At 42.3% G+C, this 21,472-nt stretch carries 18 protein-coding genes and 8 pseudogenes; 13 read left to right on the top strand and 13 right to left on the bottom strand.

Annotated features, from left to right (window positions below):
- Positions 1-56 precede the first annotated feature (56 nt).
- Positions 57-2,078, bottom strand: coding sequence for a response regulator transcription factor (locus AM1_RS38035; RefSeq protein ID WP_012167505.1), 2,022 nt, complete (start codon positions 2,076-2,078; stop codon positions 57-59).
- A gap of 919 nt (positions 2,079-2,997) precedes the next feature.
- Here AM1_RS38035 and AM1_RS33030 point away from each other — a divergent pair.
- Positions 2,998-3,216, top strand: a complete 219-nt coding sequence (locus AM1_RS33030) for a hypothetical protein (RefSeq protein WP_012167502.1) — start codon at positions 2,998-3,000, stop codon at positions 3,214-3,216.
- 152 nt (positions 3,217-3,368) lie between these two features.
- Entirely contained in the window at positions 3,369-4,472 is a 1,104-nt protein-coding gene (locus tag AM1_RS33025; RefSeq protein ID WP_012167501.1) for an energy transducer TonB, read from the top strand.
- A gap of 29 nt (positions 4,473-4,501) precedes the next feature.
- On the opposite strand, the pseudogene AM1_RS40405 reads toward AM1_RS33025, so the two are convergent.
- A pseudogene (locus AM1_RS40405) lies at positions 4,502-4,723 on the bottom strand (IS630-like element ISAcma32 family transposase); the annotation flags it as partial.
- Between the two features lie 44 nt (positions 4,724-4,767).
- Between AM1_RS40405 and tnpA the strand changes: the two are divergent.
- On the top strand, positions 4,768-5,214 hold the full coding sequence (tnpA, locus tag AM1_RS33020; RefSeq protein ID WP_012167499.1) for an IS200/IS605 family transposase: 447 nt from the start codon (positions 4,768-4,770) through the stop codon (positions 5,212-5,214).
- 149 nt (positions 5,215-5,363) lie between these two features.
- Here the strand turns inward: tnpA and AM1_RS44330 are convergent, their stop codons facing one another.
- Positions 5,364-5,624 carry a helix-turn-helix domain-containing protein gene (locus AM1_RS44330; RefSeq protein WP_083776864.1) on the bottom strand — a complete coding sequence of 87 codons (261 nt, stop codon included), beginning with the start codon at positions 5,622-5,624 and terminating at the stop codon, positions 5,364-5,366.
- 136 nt (positions 5,625-5,760) lie between these two features.
- Here AM1_RS44330 and AM1_RS44590 point away from each other — a divergent pair.
- Both AM1_RS44590 and AM1_RS33005 read left to right on the top strand, forming a co-directional pair.
- A pseudogene (locus AM1_RS44590) lies at positions 5,761-6,101 on the top strand (recombinase family protein); the annotation flags it as partial.
- A gap of 205 nt (positions 6,102-6,306) precedes the next feature.
- Positions 6,307-6,537, top strand: a complete 231-nt coding sequence (locus tag AM1_RS33005; protein WP_238549359.1) for a hypothetical protein — start codon at positions 6,307-6,309, stop codon at positions 6,535-6,537.
- Between the two features lie 126 nt (positions 6,538-6,663).
- Here the strand turns inward: AM1_RS33005 and AM1_RS33000 are convergent, their stop codons facing one another.
- Positions 6,664-6,882 carry a hypothetical protein gene (locus tag AM1_RS33000; protein ID WP_012167495.1) on the bottom strand — a complete coding sequence of 73 codons (219 nt, stop codon included), beginning with the start codon at positions 6,880-6,882 and terminating at the stop codon, positions 6,664-6,666.
- Between the two features lie 394 nt (positions 6,883-7,276).
- Between AM1_RS33000 and AM1_RS32995 the strand changes: the two genes are divergently transcribed.
- Entirely contained in the window at positions 7,277-7,663 is a 387-nt protein-coding gene (locus AM1_RS32995; protein WP_041661326.1) for an IS5/IS1182 family transposase, read from the top strand.
- Here the strand turns inward: AM1_RS32995 and AM1_RS40400 are convergent.
- Positions 7,660-8,656 (bottom strand): IS1-like element ISAcma36 family transposase gene (locus AM1_RS40400; protein WP_076611269.1). Its coding sequence is split into 2 segments (ribosomal slippage): positions 7,660-8,292 and positions 8,294-8,656, totalling 996 coding nucleotides; the frame shifts between segments, so codons are not numbered across the junction. The genes AM1_RS32995 and AM1_RS40400 overlap by 4 nt on opposite strands.
- Before the next feature lie 163 nt (positions 8,657-8,819).
- Here AM1_RS40400 and AM1_RS42625 point away from each other — a divergent pair.
- On the top strand, positions 8,820-9,128 hold the full coding sequence (locus AM1_RS42625) for a hypothetical protein (protein WP_187152987.1): 309 nt from the start codon (positions 8,820-8,822) through the stop codon (positions 9,126-9,128).
- Positions 9,129-9,285: 157 nt separating this feature from the next.
- On the opposite strand, the gene AM1_RS32975 is transcribed toward AM1_RS42625, so the two are convergent.
- From AM1_RS32975 to AM1_RS32960, 4 genes are all read right to left on the bottom strand, one after another.
- The gene (locus AM1_RS32975) at positions 9,286-10,140 is read right to left on the bottom strand and encodes a pentapeptide repeat-containing protein (protein WP_012167490.1); all 855 of its coding nucleotides are present in this window, start codon (positions 10,138-10,140) and stop codon (positions 9,286-9,288) included.
- A 15-nt stretch (positions 10,141-10,155) separates the two neighbouring features.
- Entirely contained in the window at positions 10,156-11,085 is a 930-nt protein-coding gene (locus tag AM1_RS32970) for a pentapeptide repeat-containing protein (RefSeq protein WP_012167489.1), read from the bottom strand.
- Positions 11,086-11,263: 178 nt separating this feature from the next.
- Positions 11,264-11,950 carry an SDR family NAD(P)-dependent oxidoreductase gene (locus AM1_RS32965; RefSeq protein ID WP_012167488.1) on the bottom strand — a complete coding sequence of 229 codons (687 nt, stop codon included), beginning with the start codon at positions 11,948-11,950 and terminating at the stop codon, positions 11,264-11,266.
- A 10-nt stretch (positions 11,951-11,960) separates the two neighbouring features.
- Complete coding sequence (locus AM1_RS32960) at positions 11,961-12,371, bottom strand: MAPEG family protein (RefSeq protein ID WP_012167487.1); 411 nt, start codon at positions 12,369-12,371, stop codon at positions 11,961-11,963.
- 132 nt (positions 12,372-12,503) lie between these two features.
- On the opposite strand from AM1_RS32960, the gene AM1_RS38030 reads away from it, so the two are divergent.
- Complete coding sequence (locus AM1_RS38030) at positions 12,504-13,490, top strand: AraC family transcriptional regulator (protein WP_012167485.1); 987 nt, start codon at positions 12,504-12,506, stop codon at positions 13,488-13,490.
- Positions 13,491-13,605: 115 nt separating this feature from the next.
- On the opposite strand, the pseudogene AM1_RS40395 reads toward AM1_RS38030, so the two are convergent.
- Positions 13,606-14,387 (bottom strand): annotated as a pseudogene (locus tag AM1_RS40395) (IS1/IS1595 family N-terminal zinc-binding domain-containing protein).
- 705 nt (positions 14,388-15,092) lie between these two features.
- On the opposite strand from AM1_RS40395, the gene AM1_RS32940 reads away from it, so the two are divergent.
- Positions 15,093-15,308, top strand: coding sequence for a hypothetical protein (locus tag AM1_RS32940; RefSeq protein ID WP_012167481.1), 216 nt, complete (start codon positions 15,093-15,095; stop codon positions 15,306-15,308).
- A 1,091-nt stretch (positions 15,309-16,399) separates the two neighbouring features.
- Here the strand turns inward: AM1_RS32940 and AM1_RS40390 are convergent.
- A pseudogene (locus tag AM1_RS40390) lies at positions 16,400-17,050 on the bottom strand (transposase); the annotation flags it as partial.
- Positions 17,051-17,126: 76 nt separating this feature from the next.
- On the opposite strand from AM1_RS40390, the gene AM1_RS44585 reads away from it, so the two are divergent.
- Together AM1_RS44585 and AM1_RS32925 are read left to right on the top strand one after the other, a co-directional pair.
- Positions 17,127-17,372, top strand: coding sequence for a hypothetical protein (locus AM1_RS44585; protein ID WP_012167477.1), 246 nt, complete (start codon positions 17,127-17,129; stop codon positions 17,370-17,372).
- A gap of 84 nt (positions 17,373-17,456) precedes the next feature.
- Positions 17,457-18,325, top strand: a pseudogene (locus AM1_RS32925) (ISAzo13-like element transposase-related protein); the annotation flags it as partial.
- Positions 18,326-18,351: 26 nt separating this feature from the next.
- Here the strand turns inward: AM1_RS32925 and AM1_RS32920 are convergent.
- Positions 18,352-19,374, bottom strand: a pseudogene (locus AM1_RS32920) (ISL3 family transposase); the annotation flags it as partial.
- 81 nt (positions 19,375-19,455) lie between these two features.
- On the opposite strand from AM1_RS32920, the pseudogene AM1_RS40385 reads away from it, so the two are divergent.
- Both AM1_RS40385 and AM1_RS32910 read left to right on the top strand, forming a co-directional pair.
- Positions 19,456-19,884: pseudogene (locus tag AM1_RS40385) on the top strand (IS701 family transposase); the annotation flags it as partial.
- A 316-nt stretch (positions 19,885-20,200) separates the two neighbouring features.
- Entirely contained in the window at positions 20,201-20,404 is a 204-nt protein-coding gene (locus AM1_RS32910; RefSeq protein ID WP_012167470.1) for an NblA/ycf18 family protein, read from the top strand.
- 147 nt (positions 20,405-20,551) lie between these two features.
- Here the strand turns inward: AM1_RS32910 and AM1_RS39265 are convergent.
- Positions 20,552-21,335 (bottom strand): annotated as a pseudogene (locus AM1_RS39265) (IS5 family transposase).
- Between the last annotated feature and the right edge of the window lie 137 nt (positions 21,336-21,472).

Raw genomic sequence — 21,472 nt, 5'->3', positions numbered from 1 at the left:
AGAAGAGTTTCCTCACCCACAGGGTTAGAGGGATGAGTGTCACGTACCACATGCATTTAACTGAAATAGTTTGCATACAATCTAAAACGTTCAGCATAATCCTGCATACGTTTTAGTCTATGACTAATTCTATTTGCTAACTCATTACTAGAGATAGGTTTAAATAAAATATCATCGGCACCTACTTGGTATAGAAGATTTTGATTTTCAACTTTCAAACCATCTACAAGTAACAATATTGGTAGGTAGTTCCAGTAAGGATGATTACGAATTAACCTACATATTTCAGTGCTATCAATCTGTGGGCTTTTATATTCAATAATTAATGCATCAGGATGAATTACTTCTAACACTGTCCAAAATTGAGAATCATCTGCAAGAGTGGTAGCTGTATATCCCTTTTGCTTAATAACATTTGGAATTGAGCATAACCAGTCTTCATCAGAGTCGATAATTATGACATGAACTTCTTTGAGATGATCAAGTAACTCAGCGATTTGGGTGATCGCTGGCGTAAGTTGACTAAATATACTAGTATCTACAATGGTAAATATATCCTTTTGCTTTTTTAACTTGTAGATTTGTCTTACCTTGAATTCACTTGAGATATAAAACTCTACAAAAGGATGGGAATTCACAAAAAAATTGTAAATATCAATTACGTTTTTGTTATCAATTATAGATAAATTTTCATTATTTGAAATAGCCAATTTATCTGATAATAATATCAAAACTACATCAGGAGATAAAATATTGATTTCAGGTTTGGATTGATCAACGCCAGAAGTAATATCGTTTCCACAGCCCTCGTCAGATAAAATTATAAAATGAATAATTACCCTAAGTTCTATTCCCAGCTGAATAATCCTTTGACCATGATTAATAGCTTTATTAGTCACTATAAATAGTTTTAAATATGAATTAAAATTCGCATTATTTTCAATAATTTTATTATTGGAAAGATGCTGCTTTAATTGAGTTAGTGATTCATGAATTTCCAAATATATAGAATCATTGAATGGAGTAGATTCACTTATAATTATGTTTTTGCAGTTATTCAGGATTCGCATTGCATAAGATAATCCAAATATACCAAAGGCTCCAATTAATTGATGATAGATATTTAGAATATTTGTTGTATTTTTACCTTTATCTTTAAAAGAGTTTAAGCTAAGAATAGATTGAGATAACTTTTCTATAGAATTCATATAACCCTGTTTCTCTTTAGACCAGAGTTCATTTAAATAATTTAAATATTCTTGATATACATAGCTTGACTTAGGGTATTTATTTTTGGCATTAACTGACTCTGGCTCTAGAATAGCTGATTTATTAACAATAATGACTTCATTATTGTTCTCTTTACTGTTTCGATGAGGTATATCTCTATTATTAATATTATCTATGAGAGGTTTTAAGTAATAACCTCTCCCATGAACAGTAGATATTAAATCTTTAGGAGCGCCAGCTTCTGATAGTTTCTGGCGTAATCTTCGAATATGTGATCTAACTGTAGCTGGAGATGGAAAATCTTCCGAAGACCATAGTCGATCAATTAATTCTTCACAACTGAATACATGCTGACTATCTCTCATCAATAATGCCAACAATTCATACTCAGTATTTGTTAATTTGAGAGGTAGTTCATCGTAATTTACCTCACAGGTACTTTGATTCAATAATAAATTTTCCCAACTCAAAATTGGTAAAGGACTAGTACTACATCGTCTTATCAAAGCTCGGATGCGAGATATTAATTCTGCTTGATGATATGGTTGAACTAAATAATCATCAGCACCAGCATCTAGTCCATTTATCTTTGCTGTTAAACTTCCTTGTTCTGTTAGTAATAGAATAGGAGTGAAATATCCTTCAGTGCGAAGTTTTTTGCATAGAGATATTCCATCAATTTTTGGGGTTATGATATCAATAATTATCAAATCATATTCAAATGCTGTACTATACTTCCAACCTAATTCTCCATCTCTAACAACATCAACAATATAGTTATATTGACTAAAAATATTTAGTAATTCGTTAATAATATTTTCTTGATCTTCAACTAGTAAAATCTTCATTTATTCGGTGTTCTTAGTTGCTCATAGATTAAGGAGTTTTGAGAATACTGACAACTGGCTCAATTTGATTAGACGAATGACTAGTGGTTCAAAATATTTAACATTATCAAGAGAATCAAAGTTAATTGCCCACATAATATATTTAATTTTAAGACTTTTAGTCTAGTTTATAAAATTCTAATTACTTTTCATGCTCCATTGGTAAAATCCGGACATATCTAAAAAATTAATAAATACTATGCTAGTGCTTGGATTTTGTATGATACATAGTGGGAGTTAAGTATCTGAGATTGAAAGATCTCAACTAGGAGGCTAAATCGTTTTAATAAATCTTTTTTATGACATGAAATCTACCTATTAAGGTAGATTCATTGTATTTGCAATTTTTCACATTAAGCAAATAAAGAGTTTAGAGATATGAACAATTCTAACGATTTTAAACAACTAACTGAGGAGGACGAATAGGAGAATGTACTTCAAGTTGAGGTATCTAATACTCCAGAGGTTCAACAGTATCTAATGGATATGTTCAAAGAAGAGACTAACTCAGAAGATCAGCGCTTAATTTTTGATACAGGAACAGGAAAACTCGTAATCCAGCAAAAAGTTAGTCCTATAAGTCTAGATTCTGTTATTACTGATTCGATTGCAAAACTATGATTTTTTGTGTTTTAGCCATAAAAAATGAAAATAATTGTGTAAAAAGATAATTTTAAACTGAATATAATTTAGGTATATTCAGTTTAAAATTTTAAAAAATATTCTATGAAAGAATATATATTTCATGATCTGCATATCATTAATCTAGGCTAAATTCGGATTTAATGAAGAATGAAAATTTCAAAATATAAGTCATGCCATTATCTGAAACAATACATTGTTCTGAAAAGTTTGAAATAAATAATTGAATATAATTACCATGAATGAGAAAGCATCGAGAAATTCAAAAAAAAGTCAAAATAGTAACCAAGAAGTTCAGCAGTATTTTAAAGATGTTGCATTCAATGAGAGTAACTTAGGCGATCAACAATTAATTTTTGACCCAGAAACGGGCGAACTAGTTATTCATATGACAGATGTTCCAATAAATCCAGATGCTGTTGTAGCTGACTCAATTGCAGAGCAAGGTTTCTTTTGAATTGATCAATAAAGTTTGAATATCAGGATTTTGAATTCATTTATATCTTAAGAGCTACCATAATCCAGGTTTTAAACTTAAATAGATCGTTATAAATTTCTAAAAGATAAATAGAAAAATTATTTATAAAATGTTTCGAGGAAATTTTTTTGATGGAATATAATCTTCTTGTAACAACTACATTCAATCCAAATAATTCTAATAGTCTACAAAATATTTTGGAGAATTCTAAAGATAAAATATATCCTAAAGATATTACTATAAATATTAAAAATATTTCAAAAACTTCATTTCCTGGCACGTATATTGGTGCAATTAACTTGACATATGGCAAACAAAACACAACTATTGAATGCATAAATAATACTGATAAACCCTTGATTCCTAAACTATCAAGCCAAGAAACATGGAGTTATCTCTTATCTAATATCCAACAAGTTGATGAGTATCTACTCTTAAACCTAAGTTTATTTGGAATAAGCGATTCTAAAATCTATATGCATAAACTTTCTAATGCAGGAAAAATTGAAAAGATATTAGATCAATGCGAATGGTCTAATATCTATTTCTCTAATGATTTTTCATCTAATGATATGAACAATAAATCTACAAATTTTGAAGGAGAATTAGAAAAAAGATGGACTTGGTCACTTGGGGTTAGTACCTTTAGTCTAATTATTTCATGTTTTGCGCTTCTATTTTCCTTAGGTATTATCAACTTACCTCAGAAGCAGATGCAACCTATTAGGGCTGTTGCTCAAGAAAAGAATACCTCATCAGCTAGCACAAACACTCTCCCTGGCCTTACTCTTCAAACTTCTAAAAATAATTCAAATGAAATTCCAAGCATAAAACCAAAGCAAGCATCTACCTATAAATCTAATCAAGTCCCAAGCATAAAACCAAAGCAAGCATCTACTTATAAACCTAATCAAGTCCCAAGTATCAAACCAAAGCAAGCATCTACCTATAAATCTAATCAAGTCCCAAGTATTAAACCAAAGCAAGCATCTACCTATAAATCTAATCAAGTCCCAAGCATAAAACCAAAGCAAGCATCTACCTATAAATCTAATCAAGTCCCAAGCATAAAACCAAAGCAAGCATCTACCTATAAACCTAGTCAAATTTCAAAAGAGGGGAAAATCAGCTTAGAAAATAGCAATTTAGCGGAATCTAGGTATGGTATTTTGTATAATTTTAGATCTGTAGCATGTAAAGCATACTTCAAGCATAAGCAGTATCTAAAAGCATAAAATTGGATTACTCCCTTCCGGCTATAAGATTATGGAACAAGTGAAAATATAAAATTCAGGTTGTTTTGAACTTGTTCAGCCGATAGAAACTGGTTAGCAGCAAAGAACTCATGGAGCTGTTGTTTGATCTGTGTCAGGGTCGTTCCTAGAGGGAGATGATGCAGAAATCGCAAGCGGAGTAGGTAAATCACATATTCAACCAAATTCAACTTGGGGGAGTAGGACGGCAGATATAAAAACTCGACTTGAATCTCTGAGGGGCCATTCCCCGCTGCTTGCAGCGTAAGATCGAGGAATGAGTGAGTATATCCATAAGAGTCATAACGTAAGCGTATTGCTATATCACTTAGTGTTTCCTGCAAAATATAGACGTGCCATCTTTGATGAGAGCGTGGATGAAGTGCTTCGCAACATTTGTATGGATATAGAGAATCGTTATGAGGTGAAGTTTATCGAAATAGGTGTCGACAAAGACCATGTACACTTTTTAATTCAGTCAGTCCGAACATACAGCGTGACCAAGATAGTGAAGATGTTAAAGCGTTTGACGTCGCGTGAGGTATTTAAGCGTTGTCCTCATGTAAAGCAACAGTTGTGGGGCGGAGAATTTTGGAGTGATGGTTATTTTGCCAGTACAGTAGGCAAGCATGGCGATGAAGAGATGATCAAGAAATATGTAAAAGTTCAGGGTAAGGAATACATGCAACTGCATAGAAATGATCAGCAGCTACAGCTCTTTTGAAACGATATCCCGTCTGCTTGCAGCGGGGTAGTTCATTTGGGCGTTTCAGTCACATCCATCACAACGACATCCGGTTGCTCAACCCCTTGTAGTAGATGTTTCTTGCCTGGTAGGCAGAAAAGTCCTGAGTTCATCAGAGCGGTCTCGACCTACTGGACAATACGGCAGACAGTTGATTCAGAGACTTCCCAATCTCCAGCAATGTGGAAATAGGTCCGATATTCCCACCAATATTGAAGGGCCACCAAAAGCTGATCACATCGACATAACGTTGGTGGATGCCCTGCATTTGAGCGACTCAGGTGATAGGTATGCCATGCGTGGAGCATGCGTTTAAAGGTTTGTTTGTAGACTCGAGTTCGTCGCTTAAAGTCCTTTGCACTCAGCTGTTGAGCTGTTTCGTAATTCATTGGGTATGGTGCTGAATAGAAAGAACGTCAGGCTCAATACCATATCGCAAATTCAATTATGCAAGAGGTCTAATTAATGGTTCAAAATACCTTTCTCATATAGTTTAAAACATCGCGATACATTGAGAGGCAGATCATGGCGAGGGTTGGCTATGCGCGGGTCAGTTCCGTAGGGCAGAGTCTGAATGTCCAGCTTGATAAGCTCAGGGACTGTGACAAAATCTTCCAGGAAAAGCGGAGTGGTGTTTCGTATCAACGACCTCGGCTTAAGGCTTGTCTGGAGTATGTGAGGGATGGGGATACGCTGGTTGTTACTCGATTAGATCGACTGGCTCGCTCGACGCTTCACCTGTGCCAAGTGGCAGAGCAGTTAGATAGAAACAAGTGCATCTTCAGGTGCTTGACCAGAATATCGATACGACTGATGCGACGGGGCGATTGCTGTTTAATGTCCTCGGAGCGATTGCCCAGTTCGAGACTGAAATCCGGGCTGAGCGTCAAATGGATGGGATTAAAAATGCCAGAGCCCGTGGAGTCAGTTTTGGACGCAATAGTAAGTTGACGCCACAGCAATGTACTGAATTGCGGAATCGACGAGCGCAGGGAGAACTGATCAGGGTACTAATGGAAGATTACAATCTCTCAAAAGCCAGTGTGTATAGCTATCTCAAGGATACTGAAGGTGCAGGTGCTTGATGGATTTCAGGTAGAAGAATTTCTCTTTTCCCCGGTTTTGATCACTCTCCAGATTGAAGATCTAGATGCTCTGATAGGTAAAAGGGTGCAACAACCAATTCTCCATCCACTCAATGGCACCGTACTGGTTCAAGGTGGGATGATGATCACCCGTTCTATCGTGAGTCAGCTTAAGGAGGCCCTAGTGCAAATCGATGAACTTCTGGCTAGGCGTTGATGATGAACCTGAAGAATTTATTTCTGTAATTGACCTCCATGGCGCCCATGCAATTGAGTTGATGGGTATTCTATTGGGAATGGCGATCCGAATCTGAAGCAGCCTACATTATATTTGATAAAACAACTATTCATTGGAATGGGTAAGCATAATCGCTGCCTGTAGCTCTTCATATTCCATTCCTTGAGTTGCCATTGTTAGGCCAGCATGAGCTCTGGCTAATCCTTGTCTTGCCTTTGGACTGAAGTCATCACCAGCTTCCTCAGCACATTCAATAATTCTTTCCGCCAGCGTTAAATTATTATAGACAAGTGCCAATGCATCGGCTAAATAACGGTTAGACATTCAAAAGCCACCTCATTTTAAAGGTAAATAACTTATAACTAGATAAAAGAGTTCAGCAGACGAAAGAGTTATCAATGAACTAATTTATTCTTCTACAGAATTCAAACTATTTTTGTAAACTCATCAAATACAACTTTGTTGCTCTATTTCTATTTGGTAGTGCTTTTGTAAACTAAAATTTTCAGTTTTTCAATCGAGACATTGAATCGTCATGCTTTATCCACATGATTATTGTCATAACTTGATAAGGCGATAAAACAACGAGTCTCAAACAAGCAACAATAGCCATTTCCTATTCAATTATAATAGTTATTCAAGATATTAGACCTCTTGCATAATTGAATTTGCGATATGGTATTGAGCCTGACGTTCTTTCTATTCAGTACCATACCCAATGAATTACGAAACAGCTCAACAGCTGAGTGCAAAGGACTTTAAGCGACGAACTCGAGTCTACAAGCGAACCTTTAAACGCATGCTCCATGCATGGCATACCTATCACCTGAGTCGCTCCAATGCAGGGCGTCCTCCAAAGTTGTGTCGATGTGATCAACTGTTGGTAGCCCTTCAATATTGGCGAGAATATCGGACCTATTTCCACATTGCTGGAGATTGGGAAGTCTCTGAATCAACAGTCTGCCGTATTGTCCACCAGGTCGAGACCGCTCTGATGAACTCAGGACTCTTTCGCTTACCCGGTCAGAAATCTCTGCTACAAGGGTTTGAGCGACCGGATGTCGTTGTGATGGATGTGACTGAAACGCCGGCACTGGTCTACTAACAGGGCACATACCTAAACCCTTTATTGGTGAGGAGTTCTAAAGTACTCAGTGGGCGAGAACAAAATCCCATCTCCATGGCTGGTGTGGTCTGCTTACTGAGTCCCCAATGGGGTCTAACCCAGTTATGAATCAGGCGTTGTACGTCTAGCACTCGCTGTAACCCCAACCGCTTCTTAGCGTAGAGATTCTGCCGCCTTCGATAAGCACTACATCGTCTCCTCAAGGCAGCATTGTGAGCCTCATTATGATTGGCATGGATCTCAGACCTTGGACTGATAGCGGTAAAGGGATGCTCTGTTTTCACCCACTCTACTCGCCGATTCCCCTGAGACCCTTTAACTTTCATCACGACTTCTAACCCTTCTCGCCAAACCTTGCGATGCCCATAGTCAGGATGACACTCATCACCTTTGAGATAGACACTGGCAAGCTTCCAAAGTTCTTGTCCATAACGCCTTTCACCATCGGTAAACCATCGAATCCCATCACAGGCTTTCACCCACTCCCAAGCTGAGTAAACGCCATTTGCAAAAAGTTGTGCATCCTTGAGGCCAGCTAGTGCTGTCAACCAATAGCGGCTTTCGCGTTCAAGGAAGTGGATGGTCCAGCCCTTGGACTGGCTGGGGGGGAAGATTTTTGCCTACACGAGTGTATACTTCATCCCCTTCTACCGTCACATCAGAGGCTGCTGGTGCGGGGGGTGACCAGTTCTGTGCTTGGTCTGCTAGGCGTTTTTCCCAACGCATAATGGTGGTATGAGATTTACCAAAGGTACGACCTGCTGAACGGACCCCCATTCCTTCGGTGCGAGCTTTGATGGCATAGCTCACCACTGAACTAGCGGTGCGTAAACGAGCCATTGGGGTGCCTGTGCGTTCGTTGAAACGACGATTGCAATCCTTACACTGATATCGCTGGACTAATGTCCCATCTTGCAGACTATCAAAGCCACGCTTAAGGATCTTCTCACTTTGACAGTATGGGCATTCCATTGATCTACATCAGGTTCCGTCGAAGGCATTATAGCTAGATCCTGCTAACAGACCAGTGCCCATCGTCAAATGAATATTGCAAGATGTCTAAACTACCTTTGTGATTATGTGCTTATGCTGAGATATACCAAAAACAGCTTTAGAAAAGAAGGAGTGTTCTTAATTGAAGCAGGTGAAAATGGGCGGCTGGGGTATAGTTTTTTCAATATTTATTATTTCTATTCTCATCGGCGTTGAAAAATATGTCCGAGAAGAAGCCGTAAGGCAAGATTATTCAATTTTAAACAGTCCATGCAGTGATAAAAAAGTAAACGCTGTTAATAACTTAATAAGTGGATGTCATAAACACAATATGTTTTCATGGATGCCAAACTATTTTGCTGAACGTTTATTTGGTAATTGTCGATCCCTCAATCAACTGCCCCGCTGCAAGCAGACGGGGTATGGAATACGATTTGCTCCCAAACCGTAGATTTGGATTACAATCCCATTTCTTCGCTGCAAGCAGCGGGGAATCTACCCTCACTAGATTGAAATGTTGGATGAAGATGGTCAGCCTCTCCTGCAAAAGACCCTTCCTGAAAAAAATTGGGATCTTAAACACTTTAATTCCCATACTTCAAAACACTCTAAGGCAACTGAATATTCCATCTTTCTCCACTTGGAGCCTGTTGATGTCCTAAGGCTTCCAACTTTGAAGCATACTCTTCAGGCAATATTGCGCCACTAATATCAGCACCCGTGAAGTTGGCATGGGTGAGATTTGCCCCTCTTAGGTCTGCCCCATACAAATTGGCCTTGAAGAAACATGCATCCTGACAGTCCGTCACACTTAAATCTGCTCGACTTAGACAGGCATCTCGAAAATCAATTTTTCTCAAATCACTGCCTTCCAGGCAGGCTGAGGTCAAATTAGCACCCTTGCAGACAGCCTGAGATAGACAACTCCAACTTAAATCTGAGTCCAATAATTGAGCCCCTGTTAGCTTTGCAGTAGCCATGTCCACATGAGACAAACATGCATTGGTCAGATTAGCGCGCTGTGCCCACACGCCCCAGAGATTAGCTCCCTTAAAGCAAGAATCCTGCGCCACGCTGTCAGACAGATCCGCCCCCATCAAGTTAGCCTGACTGAAATCTGTTCGCTTTAGCTGAGCAGCACTCAGCTTGGCGCAACTGAAATCTGCATGGCGAAGATCAGCATCAGAAAAATCGGCCCAATACGCCTGAACCCAGATAGCAAGACTCCTTTGTAATTTGCTCGCCTTAAAATTCACTCCGCTGATATCTGCCCAAATCAGATTCACTTCTGATAAACGGCTATGACTGAAATCAAAGCCACTGAGGTTCATCTGATAAAAGTTGGCACCCGGCAAGTTAGTCCCAGCAAATTGACGCTCAGAAGCATGGTACTTTTCCCAAAACTTCTGCAGGTCTTTGGAACAGCGGAGGGCTTTTTTATCACAATCTGTCTGAGCATTCATGATCCAATTGCTGTTTTATGCTTGGGAGACATTTAGAGCTCCTCTCTCATTGAGCTCTCGGCCTTCTTGTGGTGTTAAACCTTGGACATCCGTCATGAGGGCACCGCTGACTTGCGCATTGCTCCAGTTCACATCAGACAAGTTTGCCCTCTCCAAGTTGGCCTGCTGCAGATTCACCCCAGTGAAGTTAGCTCCTGTAAGGTCTGAACCCTCAAATTGGGCTCCAAAGAGCATCGAGTCTTGCCAATCTGTACAATTCAAGGAAGCACCATTGAACTTGCCCCAATCTCCTTGCACTTGACGCAGAACAGCATGACTTAAATTGGATTGCTGGAAATTGGCATTGATTAATTCTGCTTTGGTAAAGTCAGCTTCTGGAGCTTGAACCTCTTCAAACTCAGCCGCTTCCAGATCAGCCAAGAGAAAAACCGCTTCGTTCAACGTAGAACGCTGACCCACACTGCGGACCACCTTAGCCCCCCTAAAACTGGCACCATTGAAATTACCATTACTTAAGGTTGACTCTTGCAGGTTACTATTTTTGAAATTTGCCCCCGGCCCTATGGCTGCTGATAAATCTGCGTTCAAGAGCGTGGCAAATGATAGATCGGCTTCATGTAAATCTGCACCATGAAATTTTGCTTGAGGGGCATTTAGTTCATGAAAGACTCCCCGATCAAGCTTTGCTTTGGTCAATTCTGCTTTTCTAAGACAAGCCCGTTCAAGTGAAGCACCTGACAAAATAGCCAGGACAAGGGTCGCTAATGAAAAATCAGCCTCATCACAAATTGATTTGGCTAAGTTAGCGCCTCTTAAATAAGCCTGCGAAAAATTGCATCCCCTTAGTAGCGCTCCCGTTAAATTGATATGACTAAGTTCAGTACAGTGCAAAGATTGCTGATTCTGAGCCTTTGAAAGAACCTCACTAACCGTTAACTGGGCCATCTTAAGTTTGGTTTATCTAAAGTCGATAACGGTCTTATCGGGCTGGTTTGAATCTTACTAATACTGTATCGAATTATACAGTTCTGCACAATGAAGATTCATCTTATAGAGGGGTCTGACAACGGCATGCCCCGCAATTCCCCCCCACTCAAAATATTTTTATCCATTCCTGGCTCACTTAAAATGATTCGGTATAAGGACGAAGGTCTATCTCATGGGACCATGCGGATGTCGGTTGATGAGCCAATTGCCAATAGACTTCGGCAATATCTTCTGGCTTAAGCATCTTGGCTGGGTCGAGACTGTGTAACAGTCGGCTCCGCTCCGTATCAATGATCCCATCAAGAATAGTGTGGACCACATGGATACCTGCTGGTTGGTATTCACGAGCGATGGATTGAGTCAGTCCTCTTAGGGCAAACTTGGCTGATGCAAAGGCGGAGAACTTAGCACTACCCCGAAGACTAGCGGTTGCACCAGAGACGATGAAAGCGCCACCACCGCCGCGTACAATCGGTTCTAGAACTGACTGAGCGACGACGATGGCTGTTTTCACCATGGACTGCCAACATTGTTCAAAGTCATCGAGTGTTGTTTCAGCAAAGGGTTGAATCACAAGTTGTGCAGTGTTATGTACCACAACTTGAGGGGGGCCATAGGTGGTGATCAATTCAGTAATCAGGGCTGAGGCTGTCTCTGTATGGCTCAGGTCTACCTGTCTTAGCTCAAGATCGGTCTTGCCCTCGGGTAAGGACCGGACCAACCCGATGGAAGTGTAGCCCCCTGCTTGGAAGCGGCGGAGAAGTGACTGACCAAGCCCAGCACCAGCACCCGCCACCAGCATAAAGGGTTGAGTATTATTCATGGCGACGTAGTTATTGTAAAGGTAAGCCAGCGCCAAGAATAGCGGCTGCAAGAGTCATCTGGGCGACAAAGCCAGCAATAAACGCAACTGTGCGGAGGAAAGGAATGCCGAAGGTATAAATCAAATAGTGGGCAAGTCGTGCAAAGAAGTAAAGCTGGCAGGCAGCGACAGTCGTAGGGGTGGAAATATTTGCGATCGCAGCGATGCCAACCAACGGCGCAAAAATCATTAAGTTTTCCACTGCATTTGAGTGAGCATGGATCATCCGCTCCGCCCAAGCTGCTTTCGGAGCCGCATCAGTCGTGGGATTTCTCATTGCCCCCATCACTCCTATTTCTAGCATCCGGTTGGCCACATAAGGCATCCAAAATAGACCTGTTAATGTCACCGTTAGCGTTAACCAAAACAATTCCGTTGTCATTGCTATTCATCTCCTAGGTATGAATGATTACGGTGGTGTTCATAATGCGATAGAACTTAATATGCAGATTAAAGTAAATCAACAAGAGAATAAATCGCTAAAACTACTTTTTATTATGCTGAAACTACTGAAATGAATTTTGAATTCGATATTTTGAGTGATGTTTTAAACTCGCTAGACATTTGTGGGAGCCTCTTGCTGCATGAGTCCTACACTGCACCTTGGGCCATTTCAGTCCCCGGTGCCCAACAACTAGGTAAGCTCCTAAGGGTTCAAACGGGCACCCGAGCAGTGGCTTTTCATCTGGTTGAGCGAGGCTACATTGAGCTAACCTCACCCCAACTAGGGGTGAAGCCGATGGTCGTAGAAGCTGGAGAAATGGTGATTTGCTTCAGCGGTTCACCTCACCAAATTTCACAAGGTACGGAGCCCCCAAGCATTTCAGTGGAATATGTATTAAGCGGTGGAGAGATCCCCTTTCGCTGTTCAGCGGATGCACGGAGCAGTTCCCTGTTATGTCTATGTGGGATTTTTTACCTACGAGATACATACCTCAACCCTCTCTTTGCTGCACTGCCCCCGGTACTGCATGCCCCCGTTTCTCAGGTGGAATCCTTTCAGAATCTAACGGGTGTGGCTAGCTTAATTGCCAAAGAGTTGGATAAACCATCAGCAGGCAGTAGTTTTATGGTCGAAAGACTCCTGGAATTACTCTGTGCTGGAGCCGTGCGATCCTACATGGCGAGGTTGCATCCTCAAGACCCCAGTTGGTTAACAGGACTTCGCGATCCGATTATCAGTCGAGCATTGGCGAAAATCCATGCTCAACCCGGCCATGATTGGTCGGTCGATAGCCTAGCGCAAAGTGTCGAGTTATCTCCGTCACGATTTGCAGCCCGCTTCAAAACAACCCTCGGGGAAGGTCCAATGACCTACGTCTCTAAGTGGCGTCTTCATATAGCAAGCCGTCTCCTCAACAGGACTGAGAAAAATATCTATGAAATTGCCTCGGATGTCGGTTACGACAATTTGGCTGCTTTCACTCGCGCTTTTAAGCGTTATTTTGGCGAACCTCCAGGCGCTTGGAGGACCCGCCATGAATCCGTCAGAACTGGGTAGCCCACTCCTAAATCACAAAGTAATCAAGCTTAGTGCGTGAAGTTAACCCCCTATATTTGATTGTGCATCAATAAAGTGTGGGATAGAAAGCTAAGTCTTGCCATCTCCAAGGATGCTACGTCAATCCGGCTTGTTGGGCAGCCGTGTTCTTGAATCGAGAGTGGCACCAGATCCAGTTGAAATAGCTCAGCACCAATCTTAAAGTCATCAAACTCTGTTGCCAGACTTTGCAAAATTTATTCTGTCGTCAATGCCAACGCCCGATCTGTTTGCGCAATAGCCCATTGGTCCGCTCTAACCATTGTGTCGGGGCTTTACTCACTGCATGGACTACCTCAAGGGGTAATTAACGTGAGTATCCTTCCTAACCATCCGTCTGACTATGATGTCAGTTGGTTTTGCCTTCGGCATTCTCAATTAGTGCTTGAGCTAGCTCGTTGGTATGTTTGCCAATACGCCCACTGAGCACGAGACCACTGTCTTTAGCGAGACTCAAGGCTATTCAGCAATCGCCTACGCTCAACTCCTTCGGTTCACAGTACTTTTGCTTTTTTTGACAAAGGACCACAACTCATTTGCATGAATGACATTGGTCGAAACGGCCTTAACTTCTACAGAGTGATTCAATTGGGCTTTATGACTCACTGAACGAACTACACCACACAGGTGTTATGGGCTGCACCCCTGATGCGAGATACTCCCTTCAGCATGAGCTTGAAGAATGGCCTGGATCATTTCAGAGGAGATCTGAAGGCGATAATAAAGGGTATCAAAGGTCTCACTGAAAGTTTGTTGACAGTCCAAGCAGCGATAGCGTTGACTACCTTTGCTGGTCTTGCCAGGTTTATGGATCTTAGGGTGATCACATAGAGGACTTTGCATCAGGAGATAGGACAACTCAACTCCCTATCGGTTTAGCAAACCCACACTTTTTTGCTGCACGATGGCGATTTCTCGCACGGTAAGGAGGGCTCAGGGTCGAATTACTCAGCAACAACGACCCAAGCAAAAAGTGCAGCAGAACGAGCAATAAAAAACAGGCTGCAGTGATGGCACCGAGGCTAAAATTGTCTCAATTGAATCTAGTCAGGGTACATTCCCCGTTGCTAGCAACGAAGAACAAAGATCACAATCCAAGCCTGCGGATTGGGAGCGATACATCTCCCATACCCCGTCTGCTTGCAGCGGGGTAGTTGATTTAACTAGGTAAAAACCTCTCACCCTTTTCGTGTTGGGAGGTTTTTCATAAAAGGTAGTACTTCTCAATATACTTCGGTGACTGGCCGTAAAGATGCTTTTTTTGTCCTAACGATAAAGACTAGGCTGTAAGATTAGAGTAGTGAAATATTTTAAGAAAATATTAAATTTAGTTATAAATCAGCCATTATACGGATCTTGTCCACTTTTGGTGATCCAGAAAAATGTGTTGTAATTCTGCTCACAAATTAAGACTAAACAAGGCTGAAACCCTTGGAATAGCGTTATGAACCTCAGTCAATTTGGTAAGTAATGAGGTTCTAAATTGTATTTCTTACTCAGATCACCAAAAGTGGACAAGATCCCATTATACCCGTGTCAAAATCATTAGGTGGTTAAACTGCTATGTCTCCTCCCCTTTTGCGCCGACTCTGGCAAATGATAGAAGAGCTTCCCCAGCATTCTCTTGATAAACTAGACGACTCGGGTTTAGTGACCTGGGTACTGTCTCATTTAGAGCGCCGCCAACACCTGAAAACCGAAGAACGGAAAGCAGTGGAAGGCTACTTGAATACTCACATGATGTTAATTCGTGATGTATCTGACTCATTGATGGCTTGATGAGAAGAAAGATTCACCAACAATGAATCGGGCGGAGGGCTAAGCTACACAGTACCCCATCTAGTCAGAATCGCCAGCGGATAAAGCTATAGAGACTCAAGAGCAGCCCTGGGAAAAAAATAAACAGGATTAGTCAAATCAATCGCCGCAGTAGAGTTGGTGTTTTCCTTGTCATGCGCCAAAACTTTAGCATAGTAGTAGGGAAACCTGAGTTCGGGATAAGCTAAGACCCTTATTCTTGCGTGGGCTGAAACCTTCATTCTTTCGTAGAAGGGGCTCAAAAATGGGCTTAACCAGAACTGGGGTTAGGGGAGCTCCGCGTTGAATTGAGAGCAAAACAAGTCAATCAACGCTGGGATGAGAGGCCCGTGAGTGAAGGGAACCTTACCATGAAAAAGTAATAAAAGCATTGGAGGACGTGCTAATTGCCTCTCCGACAGTGGATTTGGGCGTCGCCTCACTCCAAAACGTGAAAGTTGAAAGACTGAAGAAGCCAGCGTTGTATGCTTGCATCAACGTCTGGAGTACGTCACGGTTATCTGCTAATGGAAGTCCATGGGAAAAGAGAAAGAGGTTTATGCCATCTCTTTCAATGCTCTTGATTCATTCTTCTAACTGAAAGCTGAGTAAAGAACCATAAAAATGGCTATCGCTCCTCATTGAATAACTGTGTGCTAACTCTTTCAATAGCCAGATGAATTAATGACGACTCCGATGGTCTATCCTTCTCCCAGAGCCAAGTTTTGTGGAATATGACTTTGGTGCAGCAGTCGGGAATAGATATATGGCAATGTTAAATATAAAAAAATTGTAAAGGATATTAATTAATAAACTTTAGATAAGTTAATCTGATGCTTAAGATAAGTTCAACTTCTTCATTTTAAGAAGATAGTTAGGGGAGGGACTTATCCTCTACCGATAAAAACCGCTGGCCAGCTTTTCAATTTCTTTTTTAAATTTCTCTGCTCTCCAGCCTTCGGATCTTGAATCTGAGGGCTGACTTGTCATTTGCGTATTTGCGCATCTTCGGGATCTAGTCCACTTTTGGTGATGCAGAGTAAACGTACTCAAAGCTTTACCTAAACATCCTTTCAGCTCATCAGTACCAAGCGTTTATTCAAAAGGTCGAGGCCAGCTCTCCCATACATTTGGCGCTTCACCATCTTCAAACGGTTATTTTGTCCCTCAACTTGGCCATTGCTAACCTCTAGAGTCAGGGCAGCTTTGACCGCTTTGTAGTCATCCAGCAATCCTATCGCAAAACTCTTAAAAGGTCTGAGTGCACTATTTTTCGCTCTGTCTAACCACAGGTCTAGATGTTGGGGTAATCACTTCCTGACGATGAATAGAAAACTTTGAGCTAGGCCAATCTCTTCCAATAGCTCAGATTGCTGACTCAATTGCTCTAGCACCCCTTCATCCTCTTCAGTAAGATGCTCTAGCTTACGCATCACCAACCAAGCAGCACTGCAGACAGTCAAAGGCTTTTGGGGCTTCGATTCGGTCGGAGGAGCAGGTCCAAGCCCAGGTAGTTGATTAAGTGAGTCGCGTTTAGGCCGTGGTTGTGAAGACACACGAAATTGGTGAGTATAGCGGGCAATGGTCGCATAACTACCTTTGTAACCCTGCTGCTGAATCGCTTCAAACAGTTGTTTGGTATTTTGATGACCATTGTTCCACTGCTCAAGAAGATATGGTGTGTATCGATCTAGACCACTTCGTCTACATCGTGTATGACTCTTAGGCGATTTCTAGGAAAGACCTCACATACTTCTGACCACAGAATGTAATAGTGATGCATTGAATCTAACTCTGAGCATGCATGACCAATTAACCTGGAATCAACTTGAAGATCTGAAATTTGCCTCCTCGAAAATGACAGGAGTCCGCCGCCGGGCTTTCCAGGCAGACATCGCCCTCAAATACTGTGACGGGAACCCCAATCTCACAGAAATTATCTTTGGCTGGGGTCGAAATACGGTGGCAACAGGTTTAGGTGAGAAGCGAACAGGCATGATTTGTGTGGGTGCTCAGTCGGGTTTCTGTGGCAGGAAACGTTGGTAAGACCTTCACCCAGAGGTCGCAGCCGCCTTACGGGAGCTTGCAGAAGCCCATTGCCAACAAGACCCCACCTTTTCCAGCTCAACTGCCTATACCCGCTTAACAGCGGCTGCCGCTATTACCCACTTGAGAACGCAAGGATTTCCCCCCAAGTCTGTACCGGCAAAGAGTACCATGGCCGTCGTCTTGAATCGGTTAGGCTATCGACTCCGCCGTGTCCTCAAAGCTAAACCCCCAAAAAACTGCCGGAAACCGATGCCATCTTTGCCAATCTCAAACACAAAGACCTGAAAGACCATGACGGTACCGTCAAACGATTGAGCATCGATTGCAAAGCCACCGTTGAACTAGGGGCGTCCTCTCGTCGGGGCAAGACTCGAACCCAAACGAAAGCCTGTGATCACGATATGGGGAGTGGGCCAAAATATATTCCCTGCGGCATCCTAGAGGAGGACACCGATACGTTACACATCATTTTTGGCCATTCTCACAAAACGAGCGATTTTATGGTCGATAATCTCCAGGATTGGTGGAACACCCTGGCCCCCACCGAACAGCAAACCCTGCAGCTCATCCAGATCAAGTTGGATAACGGTCCTGAGAATAGTGGGGTACGCACTCAGTTCCTCAATCGACTGGTGGCATTTAGCGATCACATCGGCACCGCTATTCAACTCCTGTACTATCCGCCTTATCACAGCAAGTACAACCCCATTGAGCGATGTTGGGGGATTGTGGAGCAACACTGGAACGGAACCTTATTAACCGATGTTGATACCCTGTTGGGATGGGCTAGCACCATGACTTGGAAGGGGAATCACCCCGTTGTAACTGTGACACAGAAGATTTATGAAACAGGAATTTCGCTTACTAAACAAGCAATGAAAGGCATTGAGAAACGATTGGAGAGACATCCTCAGTTACCCAAGTGGGACATCCTAATCCATCCAATTTAGTACGGGGCTTCTTTTCAGGAAATCACCTTATATTCAGGAAAGGTATCAGCCGCTAAATAGGTATAAACGGTGCGTTTCCCAATACCCAGATGATGGGCAATATCTTTGATCTTGTATCCTTGTTGCCGTAAAGCAAGAGTCTGTTCATATTTGGCCAATCGTCTAGCTCGATTTTGAGCTTTGCGTGAACTTGGATCAACAGGCGGATCTATAGGTAACGATTTCGACTCTTTTTCTTGATGCTCAGTCATTTTGGATTTCAGCAGCATGTACTCTGCGGTCTTGATAGCCTGTGAGCTGGAGTTAAACACTTTTTCTAGCACTGCTTCTAAATTTTGTAGCAGGTGAAAGCGATCAGCGACCTGAATCGCATCAGGCGCACCTGCGGTTATGGCTGATTTGTATGTCTTCGAGCGATCACGAGAAACGATTTCGACACCTGGATGTTCCCGTAACCAATCTGCTAGCGTGCCGGCCTCGCGATCTGGCAATAGGACAAGAGGTTGGTGCTTTTCGAGATCCACCAGAATGGTGCCATATTGTTGGCCCCTACGGAATGCAAAATCATCCACCCCTAATATTTTGGGAGTTGTCACTGGCGGTAGGGAAAGTTTGAATACGGCCCGCAACGTCGTATTACGACTACTTTCATAATTAATCAGATAACTTAAACGAGCTGCGGCTTCACCGCCGAGGGCTAGGCCGATCTTACTCAGGTGTTCTGCAAAACGGACGGTTCGTCGAGCCCAAGGGAGTGCCACTTGAGGCATACGTTCAGTAAAGATGCGACATTTGCAGGTCTCATTAAGGCAGAAAAACTTACAGACCTGAAGCAGGATAGTTAAGCAGAAATCCACACCGGGAAGGTCTCTCAATGTCCGCTCATAGCGACTGTGAAACCGGTGAGCGGTCTGATGACAGACTGGACAACAAGCCAAAACTTGAGTTGAAGAAATGTGGAATGTTATCTGAAGGTTTATGGAGTCAAGATCCCAACTATCCAAATGGAGGGTGTCTTGGCATGGGAGGAATTGTTGGAGGAGTTCCATAACCATACCTGGAAAGGGTTTACCCCTCTATCCTCTACCGCATAATTGGCATCACCAAAAGTGGACTAGATCCCGAGGTGAAACTGGGTCGAATATGGTCTCAAGCAAAGCAAGAATGAGTTCTGGGCCGATTTTCGGGTCACGGATTATGCCCAGATTGAACGATGGTGGCAGGTCGTCATGAGTGCGTACCTGATGGTGAGTCTCCACTCCGATAGGTTTGAATTACCGACAGGATTATCCACGAAACAGCAAGTCCCTCCTGTGATAGAGACGTTTTCACAGCACCGATATTGGCAGACAGGGAAAGGGTGGAAACATCTGCTCAACAACTTGAGGTTAGTGATACAACCGTTGATTCTATTCAATCAGATTCAACCTTGGTTGGAGGTTTTTCCCATTTCCAGATTATCTCTATGATTTCCACAATTGATTGTGATGATGAATCAACTCCATGGAGCCATACCCAGAGCTGCGCCTGGGGTGAAAACGCTGTTTTTATCTGCCTAGAGTGATGAAAGAGCGTTAGTCAATTGGTATTGAAGCAGAAAATCTTCGGAGCGATCCGGGAAAACTCTAGCCATACCACTAGATTGGCTGGATGAGGATGGCAAGCAAGATTAGAGAGAGGGCATTAAAGGCTTAGGTTGTAATTTAAAGAGGAACATGTTGAAGAGCAGATTAAGCCGTAGCATTTTTGTCAAATATTTTTTACATTATGTAAGATGAAAGTAATGAGGCAGGCTACCAGTTGAGTCAATCTTTAGAGGATTACCTGACGTAGTCTACCTGGATAATCGTAATACACATGTGAGGTGGATAACCGGTGGACAATTTTGTAGAGCTTTCCCTAGAACAAAAATTCAGTTTGCAATCATTTGAGTACCAAGTCCAAAAGATGAGTAAAGAACAAGCTCAGGATTTTTTAATCCAGCTTTATAAACAAATGATCATTAAAGAGACAATGTACAAACAGCTCATCAAGCAGGAATGGGATATAAGCAAACCCTTTGCTCCCTTAGATGACTAACTAACTTTTCTAAGACTGATCTTTCCAAACAAGATTTGGCAGTTATGATCTATGCCCAGACAGAGAGGTTGCTCTAGATTATTGCTTTGGAGAGGAATGATAAGCCGTAAGCTAATCTCACATGGTTTAGAGGCTGTTTGAAAAGTTTTAGTAGTCCTCCGCTAGCCTTCGAAGCATCAGTCGAATCATTGCCGCATACACAAGCGCTTCAGCTGTCTTGGTCAAGACCTCATAATCTTTATTGAGACGTCGAGACCACAACAACCATCCAAACGTCCGCTCTACAATCCATCGTTTGGGAACCATCTGGAACCCTGCTAGATTATCTGAGCGTTTGATCACTTCTAAGACATATTGAAAACGGTCCATCACCCACTTCATAAAGGCTTGTCCTTGATAGCCCGCATTGGCCCATATACGAACACAAACTTGCACCTTGGCGTTGAGCTTTCTAAAACAGTATCTTGGCTCCTCGTTGGTCAGAGATATTGGCAGCGGTGACCATCACTATCAGGATCAGCCCTAAAGTATCAACGAGCACATGACGTTTACGACCTTTGACCATTTTCCCACCATCAAACCCTATCGAGTGACACCGGGGATTGCCGACTTTGACCGATTGAGTATCGCAGATGGCGGCACTGGGACTTAGATGACGCTCTTCACTCACCCGCACTTGCATGCGCAGATGTTCATTGATGTGGACCCAAGTGCCATCATCGCGCCACCTTCGAAAATAGCTATAGACCGTTGACCAACAGGAAAAATCATGGGGTAGCTGTCTCCACTGACACCCCGTAACCAAGAGATAAAAGATGGCATTAAGCACACTGAGCATATCAGTCGTGCGAGGTCTACCTCCAGGTTTAGCAGCAAGAATCAAGGACTCAAGTAATTCCCATTGCAGGGTGGTGAGGTCGCTATTGTTAATTTTTTTTACTGCCCATCTATGATTTCAGCTTTGCTAATATTCCTACCATTACATAACTAACTACACCCTTCCTCTCACTACTACTTGCATACCTTGAAACTGTCCGCTACAAAGCTCGTTTAAAACAACCTATAACT

It is taken from the genome of Acaryochloris marina MBIC11017, assembly GCF_000018105.1.
GTDB lineage: Bacteria > Cyanobacteriota > Cyanobacteriia > Thermosynechococcales > Thermosynechococcaceae > Acaryochloris > Acaryochloris marina.
The sequence above is the reverse complement of the archived record's forward strand: the minus strand, read 5'-3'. Positions and strand labels throughout refer to the sequence as shown.

Coding starts and splice junctions, on each gene's coding strand:
- AM1_RS38030 (WP_012167485.1), top strand. CDS start 12,504: ATGAATTTTGAATTCGATATTTTGAGTGATGTTTTAAACTCGCTAGAC.
- AM1_RS32970 (WP_012167489.1), bottom strand. CDS start 11,085: ATGGCCCAGTTAACGGTTAGTGAGGTTCTTTCAAAGGCTCAGAATCAG.
- AM1_RS32940 (WP_012167481.1), top strand. CDS start 15,093: ATGTCTCCTCCCCTTTTGCGCCGACTCTGGCAAATGATAGAAGAGCTT.
- AM1_RS32965 (WP_012167488.1), bottom strand. CDS start 11,950: ATGAATAATACTCAACCCTTTATGCTGGTGGCGGGTGCTGGTGCTGGG.
- AM1_RS33025 (WP_012167501.1), top strand. CDS start 3,369: ATGGAATATAATCTTCTTGTAACAACTACATTCAATCCAAATAATTCT.
- AM1_RS32975 (WP_012167490.1), bottom strand. CDS start 10,140: ATGAATGCTCAGACAGATTGTGATAAAAAAGCCCTCCGCTGTTCCAAA.
- AM1_RS44330 (WP_083776864.1), bottom strand. CDS start 5,624: ATGAATTACGAAACAGCTCAACAGCTGAGTGCAAAGGACTTTAAGCGA.
- AM1_RS32995 (WP_041661326.1), top strand. CDS start 7,277: ATGAATTACGAAACAGCTCAACAGCTGAGTGCAAAGGACTTTAAGCGA.
- AM1_RS44585 (WP_012167477.1), top strand. CDS start 17,127: ATGCATGACCAATTAACCTGGAATCAACTTGAAGATCTGAAATTTGCC.
- AM1_RS38035 (WP_012167505.1), bottom strand. CDS start 2,078: ATGAAGATTTTACTAGTTGAAGATCAAGAAAATATTATTAACGAATTA.
- AM1_RS33000 (WP_012167495.1), bottom strand. CDS start 6,882: ATGTCTAACCGTTATTTAGCCGATGCATTGGCACTTGTCTATAATAAT.
- tnpA (WP_012167499.1), top strand. CDS start 4,768: ATGAGTGAGTATATCCATAAGAGTCATAACGTAAGCGTATTGCTATAT.
- AM1_RS33030 (WP_012167502.1), top strand. CDS start 2,998: ATGAATGAGAAAGCATCGAGAAATTCAAAAAAAAGTCAAAATAGTAAC.
- AM1_RS32960 (WP_012167487.1), bottom strand. CDS start 12,371: ATGACAACGGAATTGTTTTGGTTAACGCTAACGGTGACATTAACAGGT.